Source organism: Legionella septentrionalis, assembly GCF_003989745.1.
Lineage (GTDB): Bacteria > Pseudomonadota > Gammaproteobacteria > Legionellales > Legionellaceae > Legionella_A > Legionella_A septentrionalis.
In genome coordinates, this window is sequence record NZ_RZGS01000055.1 from 1 (window position 1) to 8,070 (window position 8,070).

Below are 8,070 nucleotides of genomic sequence, written 5' to 3' on the forward strand. Positions count from 1 at the left end.
ATCTTCACCATGTCGGCCTTTAGGCTTTGGAAGTAATTTTTCTAAACGAGACCACATCTCGTCATCAATGACCATCCGTGACATTCCCTCTCCCCAACCCTCTCCCGCGAAGGGCATCATCGTACTATCAAAACTCCTATCGCGGGAGAGGGGGTAGATCGAAGTGAAATAGAAAAATTTGTGCTCAATTTAAGATGAAATCTTGGCTAAAAAACTTTAGGGACGTTGCCTAATAATGTACTCTGATCCAACGAATTGTATCCAATACAAGGATTTGAGCGTACCGTTTTAAGAATATCATTAAACATTGTTGGAGATTATATTTATTATGATGATCCGGTTGATGCCCATAATTTTGAAAAAAACGTGCTCTACCATTTCGATTTTATTGGCGATGACTCATCATTGATAAATTTTGCCAAATAGCCACCAACGTCAAATTTGTTTTGTATGGTGCCAGTCATTGTTTTCCAATCTTTTGGCCTGAAGCGTCTTTTATAGAGATCGTAAGAAAGCACCGTGATTGGTAATGATGTCATTGGCTATGACGCTATCATTATGCCAGATAATGTGGCTATTATTGGCACTTGCGCTGAGAATATGAGTTATGACTATGATGTTGCATGAATATAACAATATTTATTCGATGATGAAGTAGTGCACCGTCTGCCTGGGGAGCCCTGGAAAGGATTAGGTAAATAATATTTATAATTTAAGATCACAATTTTTGACCTTAAAAACAACGCCTGTTTCTGAATGGTTAATGCAAAACTATAAAAGCTTGCCAGCTAATTAAAATTACATATGCCTAGATAGATTGGGGCTTCTGTATGGCGTAACTTATTCATTGAATTGTCGCACAAGGTGATGCTTAACCCATGCTGTCCAAGCTGCATTTTTGGAACAATCCCGCAACTCTTATTCATTCTAAGCAATATCAGGTGGCAGGAAGTTTTAGGCGGTAGTGAGCGTTGGTAAAACCCATTGTAGATATCAATTTTGTCAAATTCGGCGGTATTGCGTAGCAAAGCCAGATAGATAAAAACCGTATCTTTTAAGGATTTTAATTGCTGCAGCCACTTATTTAAATCAGCTTGCCTCTTTTCCGGTTCACTCTCTAGCCAGAGCAGTAATTGCGGCGAATAAATTTCGCAATCGCTGTAATCTCCGGTTTGGGCAAAACGAATGGATTGCAAGAAAGGATTGATGTGGATGGATTCACCAAAACGCCCCGCCACATGATTTAAAAACTGGACTTGGACGAACAAATTAGCATAGAGCGTGTTGGATATGGTAATTTGTGACTTGTTTATCGTATGTTCAATGCGCATTAACTCTTTTAAAAAACGGCTTTTAAGCTCTGGTTTTTCAATCAATTTTATAATTTCAATCACGTTTTTCAGCGCATAATGATGAATGACTGGGTGGATTTCTTCACAAGCTTGCTCAACGGTAAGAAACAAGCATTCAAGGCGTAGCGCAACCTTGGGCAGATAATGGGTTGCCAGTTGAAATGTAATGGTTTCATCATGCATAACGAAATGCGGTCCTTTGCTTGTTTGAACAAGCCTAACATAAAATTAAATGAACATAAAAATCTAGACGATGTCTGCTGCAAATACTTTGTAAAAATACCTAATACTGTAATGGATCTGCTCAATAAGGACAATATATACAAACACAGAGTTAAAGCTATTAGCTTGTTTGTATTCTAAGCTACTGCCTAGGTGCGAACCTGTTTATTTAATTTTCTTTGAGGAGTTTTGTGATTTTCAATGAAGCAAAGGGTTCAAAAAAACATGATCTGTTTGCATGAATATTGGTATAATCCGTAGTATTTCCTGCCACTGAGGTAATTATGAAACGTTGCATGATCGGTTTGGTGTTGGCATTCGCCGTGTCTGCGTGCGCACCTACTTATTTTGGTTTATCCAAAGAACAGTGGCAAAGTTTGACTCCTGGGCAGCAAGCGCAAGTAATCCGCTCATACAATGAGCGGGAGGCAGAAAGGCAGCGTGCTGAAAATGACAGGGCAATAATTGCCGAGCAGAATGCACCATTGAATAATTTGATTGGCGCATTGGGAAGTTCCGTACCGCATCACGAGCATGGAAAAAGCAAAACCATAACCACTTCCAGCCAAAATTGCACGGCGGATGGCAGCCAATGCACCAGTACATCAACGTCGCGCTCTTCTGGGTGGCGGGTCGGCAATTAATTTATTTCAACTACGGCCGCAAGAATAGTAATCTCCACTTTGCGGCTGTCTTGGCATCAATATCTTATAATATATTGTATTATCTGCTTTTAATTTGGTAATATAATGTTCTTTTTGATCTTTAAATCTACATTAATTTTTGTTTTTTGCTATAATTATGAATCACTTTGTAATTCGAGATGTTTATGCCTGCTGAAAGAATTTACGTTTATAAACCGGAAGAAGTAGATTATGTCATTGTCGGGAATGACTTTTTTGCAGCCATACAAGCCATTAATCTCGGCATTGGGGCATTGCCCCTGAAACCTAAAACGGTTCTTATTGAAACGTATTTAAAGAATAGGGAAGAAATTTTCCCGCTATCTTTTATTGATAAATTATTAAGCGGTTATGAAGATGAATTCGTACTTTCCAGCATAAAGAATTTCAAGCAAAAAAATCAAACGCAAAAAGGCAGAGAAGGCCTGAGCAAAGAAGATTTAACTGCATTACTTCAATATGAGTCATTCATCGATCATATTTTAAAAGATTGTAAAGACGAGGATGTCATCAAGGAAGTCAAGACTCGGCGACAAGGGAAAACGTGGGAGGAATTGCTTCACTATTTACATAATGTAGCACGTTACCACGGAGCAGATTTTGATCCCTTGTTAAACGTCAGTAATGTCGAAACGGATCTTTATAAAAAATATAAAAATGCAAAAGGAATTTTCGGGGCTTTAACGGTATGCCAAGCTCCAGCCGATGAGGAAGTGGAAACAGTAGTTGTGGGGGCGGGTCCAATAGGTTTATTAAATACCATCGGTTTGTTATCCCACCATAAAGGCATGAAGCTTGTCATCCTGGAAAAGTTTGATGAATATAAGCGGAATCATACCTTACACATGGATTACACGCAGATTGACAAATTTTTGCAGGCTAGCGCCCATCCTCAGCTGGGCGAGGATCCAGCCATAAAGGAATTTCGCGATCGCGTCAAAAAAAATCCCTATATACGAATTTCCGAAGTAGAACATTTGCTGAAAAACCGTGCCGTAGAGTTGGGAGCACATCTTATTACAGGACGGGGTATTACAGATGTGAAGTCAGAAATTTTGGATAAATATAAAAATGCCAATTTAATTCTTGGCGCCGATGGTACGCGCAGTGTAATTTCCCAACAAATTATGGGTGAAATCGATAAGTATGAATTTGCAATGGCTGCGGAAAATACAAGTCTTGAGGAAAATAAAATTTATTTAAGCCTCAGCGAAGATCGCAAATTTACCTACTCCATGAAAGCCCTAGATGGCAGCGAAGTACGAAACATAGTTACTGAGATAAAAGCTCCTGAATCTTACCATCACCCTGATGATCTTGATCATAAGCTTAAATTGGAATTAAGGACTGCTGCTGCCCGAAATTATCATGCCGGTAATACCATTAAAAAAGAATTTGATTTTGTTTTGCAATTCCGTTTTGAGGTAGAGGGGGACGTAACCCCTATGCCTTTAGCCACCCAAGTGCGTTTCATGCAAAATTATGGTCTTACTTGTGATGAATACGTAGGCAAGAAGGATGCGCACGGCAAGACCCCGGTTACTTTCCAAATGATGATTAGCAAAGAACATTATCAAATCCTGGAAAAATTTGCTAAGTCGGGAAATCCCATTATGCCTTTTTCCGGAGAAGATGATGAGCGGATGGAGAAAGTTCCCGAAATTTTAATGCAGCAGCTTAAAGGTTATTTGGGCTTAAGATTGCGTCACTTTACTCATGAATATGACATTGTAAGCCTGGATAAAGCAACCATCAGCGTCAATGAAGCCCCAGCGACTTTTGCAAATTTGACTTATAAAAAATTGAATGGGGAACACCCTTGTGATGTTTTATTAGCAGGTGATGCCAAATTAGGCCTTTCGTACTTTAAAGGCATTAATGCAGGAGTTGAAGCTTCGGCAGCAGCATTCCCAAGTCTGGTCAAACCGTTTGGGCAAAGGCACGAGGGGTTGGAGCAGCATCAAACCTGGTTTCAAGAGGTTTATGCACCACAAAAAGTAAGGGAAGTACACAATTATAGCGTTTACAGGATTGGCGCTTTGGTTGGCTTGTTTAAAACTTTGCAATTTATTTTCCGCAGCGATTTGTTAATGCGCGGGGAGACAGCTGAAAAAACGGTGGACTTATATCTGGGGCATCTTAAAGCCATTCGTGACGTGCAGGAAGCAGGTATTAAACGAAGACCCATTGCAAAACCTCATTTTGTGAATGTCATCCGGCAAATTGATCGAAACGTTAAAGATATAGCTCTACTCCCCACACTTGAATTGACTTCACGTTCATCAGACAGCGATGAATGGTTTGATGGGGAAAGCCCGGCTTATACCACTCCATCCCTGCCGGAATGGACGCATGCTTACGAATATGATGGCCGTGCTTTAGAAAGCGTGTTAACGCTTAGACCCCAAAACAGTGTAATTATTTTACGCGAAATTGGGAAAAATATACGGGAAAGCGTAAAACCTTACAAGTCATGGTTTTATGCATTACGCGATGTAATGTTGCCCTTCCGCGCCATTTACAATTTGCTGTTAGGGGCTTTGCAAATCGTTACGGCTTTGCCCGTCGAAATTTTCAATGGCCTATATGGGATTATTTTTCCAGCCGGTAATGAAACGCGCATTAGTAATGCTGTTACCAGCATCTTTTCTTTTTTTGCTCGTATAGCGGAAGGAGTGTCTCGCATTATTCTCGGAATAAATTTAGCCGTTTCTACTGTATTTTTACCCTTGAAATTATTTGCACGGATTATCAGTACGGCAGTTGCCGCTTTTGGGGAAGAGCCTATTCTCATTGAAAATAATAGAAAAATTAAAGAGTTGGTTAAAGAAGGAGAATCGAGGTTAACCGTGCGCAAAGACCCTCAGGAGAAGATTGCAGCCAAGGCATCCCATGAACAGACTATGGAAGAAACGATTGCAATGGAGGAAGAGGTGCCACCGCATGCAACTGGCAAACATCCTGCAGCTATCAAGGAGCTTTCTTCCATCGCCCTAACCATCCATCAGGATTATCTAAAATATCGCCATCGGTATCAAAGGACCAACATCTCCGTCGATGAGGAAAAGAGAAAATATCAACAATGCGTGAGCAAAGGAGATAAACAATCTTTTCAGCAATATTTTGGTTTATTTAAATCCACAGCCGTCCCTGAGGCTCCTGCATCTGTGGAGCAGGAAAATTTCCGAGTGAATACAGGAATGTAATATAGGGTAGTGCTAGCTGGATGGCATTAGGTATCCATGGCGCTTTAAATTGGATACCTTAATGCTTTCATCGTGGTTTTTGTATGCCGGGCTTATCTTTCATAATCGTCTATACTGAACATATAAATCCATCTGCATAATATTGTTCTTTCAGCGCACCCTTGTATGTTTATCGATGATTTACTGCCGGCTTACTTAAGCTACCGCAAGAAAATTAAAAAAGGAAATTTTTTATCTTCCCGCCATCGGCAAGCCATCAGCCGGATGAATCAAGATATTTATGTTCGTGATTTAGTGGTGAGGACACCGCCTGCACGGTATGGCGAAGCGGTTAATGATACCAATCCCTATCTACAGCCTGCCGTGGAAAGGCTGGGAGTCCATATTTCCTTTTTGTTTAATTTGGCGAATGAGGAACACCGGGCAAATTATTGCGAGCAAGATGTAAAAGGAAATTTTCATATAAAAAAAGAAAAAGAAAACTATATTACGCGTTTATCTTTACCTGAATTTTCCTTATATACTCCTGATCAACCTCTAACGGAAGAAGAATTTCAGAATTTATACCTTAAAATAGGAAATATGGCTGATAAGCTTGAACCTAATGTGCACGTGTTATTAAGTTCTTTTGCCATACGCAATAAACATGGCGATCTTTTAAATATGTGCCTGTATGTTGAAGGAGGATGCCCTTCCATTATTCACGCCTTTTGCAAAAGTACGCCTTCCGACATTGATGTGACTTACAATAAAAGAGAACCTCTGTTTTCCCAACAACGAGACAATCCAGATTTTCATGCGCACCACATCACTACAAAGGAAGGTTATACGGTGACGACTGGAAGTGTTTTTGAAGTGACTACAAAAGGAGGCGCTTGCTTTACCCAAGCAATTGATATTTGTTTGGATCATGAATTGGAACACAGTAAAAGTTTTTTAGAAGAACGCATCAACACAGAGATGATGCCCAATGAAATTTTGCCGAAACAGATTGAATATTGCGTTACGGCCAATTCAATTGATTTGCAATATGAATATATTTTGGCAAGCTATGTATTACATGTTGACCCCTTGATTTCCATGCATCATTCTTATCATGCGAAGTTAGGGAAAGGAGTATTAGCTGAAACGGTAAGATACCAGCTGATTCCGGAAGATTTTAATCATATGGAGATAAGAAAACACAAGCTGGGGTATTTGATTGTAGAACCTCCTTTTGGCTCTGATTGCATCGTTGAGGTATTGGCGGAAAGACCGGCTGCTCGCTACATTTCTACTGTAGAGGAATGTATTGATTTACATAATAAGAAAGTTTTAAACCGGCAAATGGACGCAACGAACTTGTTCTTTTCCCAAGAGGAAAATCTGTTTAAGGTGATTGATGAAACCCATGCTCTGGCGCATAAAATGCGCAAACTGGAGCAAGAGCTGTTAAAACAATGTGAGCCTTCATTTTTGCAAAAACAGTTAAAAACCGTGGAGTACCAGCAAAAACAAAAAGCAGCTCAAATCATTCGCAACAGCTTTGCCTTAATTCAGGAAAGTATTGCAAAAAACGAGAGCGGTTCCTTATTTTTATTGCGTCCCTGGAAGAATGAGCTTTTGCATAAGTTAAATGCACTTTCGCCTTGCAAATTCCAAAGTTGTAAAGATGCGCTTTGCAATAAAATACGCTCTGCCTTAGAGCATGATTTTGCGCAAGAGTTAAAAACGGCTTTGGTAAATAAATAAGATAATTCCAGATAATTCATGAATTCTTGCAGCTTACATGACATTTGCTATTTGCAGGGATTTTACTATTTGACTAAGATGATAACTCCTCCATTAATTTGATAAAAAACCATGAAACTATACTATACAAAAGGAGCTTGTTCATTAGCTGCACATATCCTAATCAATGAATTGGGCTTACCGTGTGAATATGAAGCAGTGGATCTGAAAACCAAAAAAACGGAACAGGGCAGCGATTTTTTAACCATAAATCCCAAGGGTGCGGTCCCGACCCTGGAAACCAATGACGGTGAAATCCTCACTGAAAATGCGGTGATCCACCAGTATTTGGCTGATAAGAAAAAAGCTTATAACTTATTACCCCCTATTGAGGAATTTAAGCGTTATCGCGTGCTCGAGTGGGAAAATTATATTACTACTGAATTGCATAAATCCTTTGGTGCTTTGTTTAACCCTAATATTTCCAAAGACTTACAAGAAAGCATTTTTATTCCAATGATTAAAAACAAATTTGCTTTCGTAGACAAACAATTGCAGAACAAGTCTTATTTATTAGGAGATGAGTTTACCTTACCCGATGCTTATTTGTTTGTCATGCTCTCTTGGGCGCGGCATTTTAAAATAGATTTGGACAATTGCCCTAATTTGTCTGATTATTTTAAAAATTTGTCAAAAAGAGCATCTGTGCAGAAGTCTTTACAAGAAGAAGGTTTGCAGTAAATCCGATTTTCATGGCAAGAATTGAGGTGTTTTAATAGGCAACGTCCCTAAAGTTTTTTAGCCAAGATTTCATCTTAAATTGAGCACCAATTTTTCTATTTCACTTCGATCTACCCCCTCTCCCACGATAGGAGCTTTGATAGTATGATGATGCCC

General features: G+C 39.5%; 5 protein-coding genes and 1 pseudogene. 5 read left to right on the plus strand and 1 reads right to left on the minus strand.

Annotated features, from left to right (window positions below):
* Positions 1-306: 306 nt before the first annotated feature.
* A pseudogene (locus tag ELY11_RS12840) lies at positions 307-464 on the plus strand (chloramphenicol acetyltransferase); the annotation flags it as partial.
* Between the two features lie 324 nt (positions 465-788).
* On the opposite strand, the gene zapD reads toward ELY11_RS12840, so the two are convergent.
* A complete protein-coding gene (gene zapD / locus ELY11_RS11755) occupies positions 789-1,535 on the minus strand; it encodes a cell division protein ZapD (protein WP_126953946.1) in 747 nt (248 codons plus the stop codon).
* A 323-nt stretch (positions 1,536-1,858) separates the two neighbouring features.
* Between zapD and ELY11_RS11760 the strand changes: the two genes are divergently transcribed.
* The 4 genes from ELY11_RS11760 to gstA all read left to right on the plus strand — a co-directional run bounded on the left by ELY11_RS11760 (position 1,859) and on the right by gstA (position 7,914).
* Positions 1,859-2,218: a hypothetical protein gene (locus tag ELY11_RS11760; protein WP_127033736.1), complete on the plus strand. Its 360-nt coding sequence runs from the start codon at positions 1,859-1,861 to the stop codon at positions 2,216-2,218.
* Positions 2,219-2,403: 185 nt separating this feature from the next.
* Positions 2,404-5,463, plus strand: a complete 3,060-nt coding sequence (locus ELY11_RS11765; RefSeq protein ID WP_127033739.1) for an FAD-dependent monooxygenase family protein — start codon at positions 2,404-2,406, stop codon at positions 5,461-5,463.
* 165 nt (positions 5,464-5,628) lie between these two features.
* On the plus strand, positions 5,629-7,194 hold the full coding sequence (locus ELY11_RS11770; RefSeq protein WP_127033742.1) for a hypothetical protein: 1,566 nt from the start codon (positions 5,629-5,631) through the stop codon (positions 7,192-7,194).
* A 111-nt stretch (positions 7,195-7,305) separates the two neighbouring features.
* The gene (gene gstA / locus ELY11_RS11775) at positions 7,306-7,914 is read left to right on the plus strand and encodes a glutathione transferase GstA (protein WP_127033745.1); all 609 of its coding nucleotides are present in this window, start codon (positions 7,306-7,308) and stop codon (positions 7,912-7,914) included.
* The last annotated feature ends 156 nt before the right edge of the window (positions 7,915-8,070 follow it).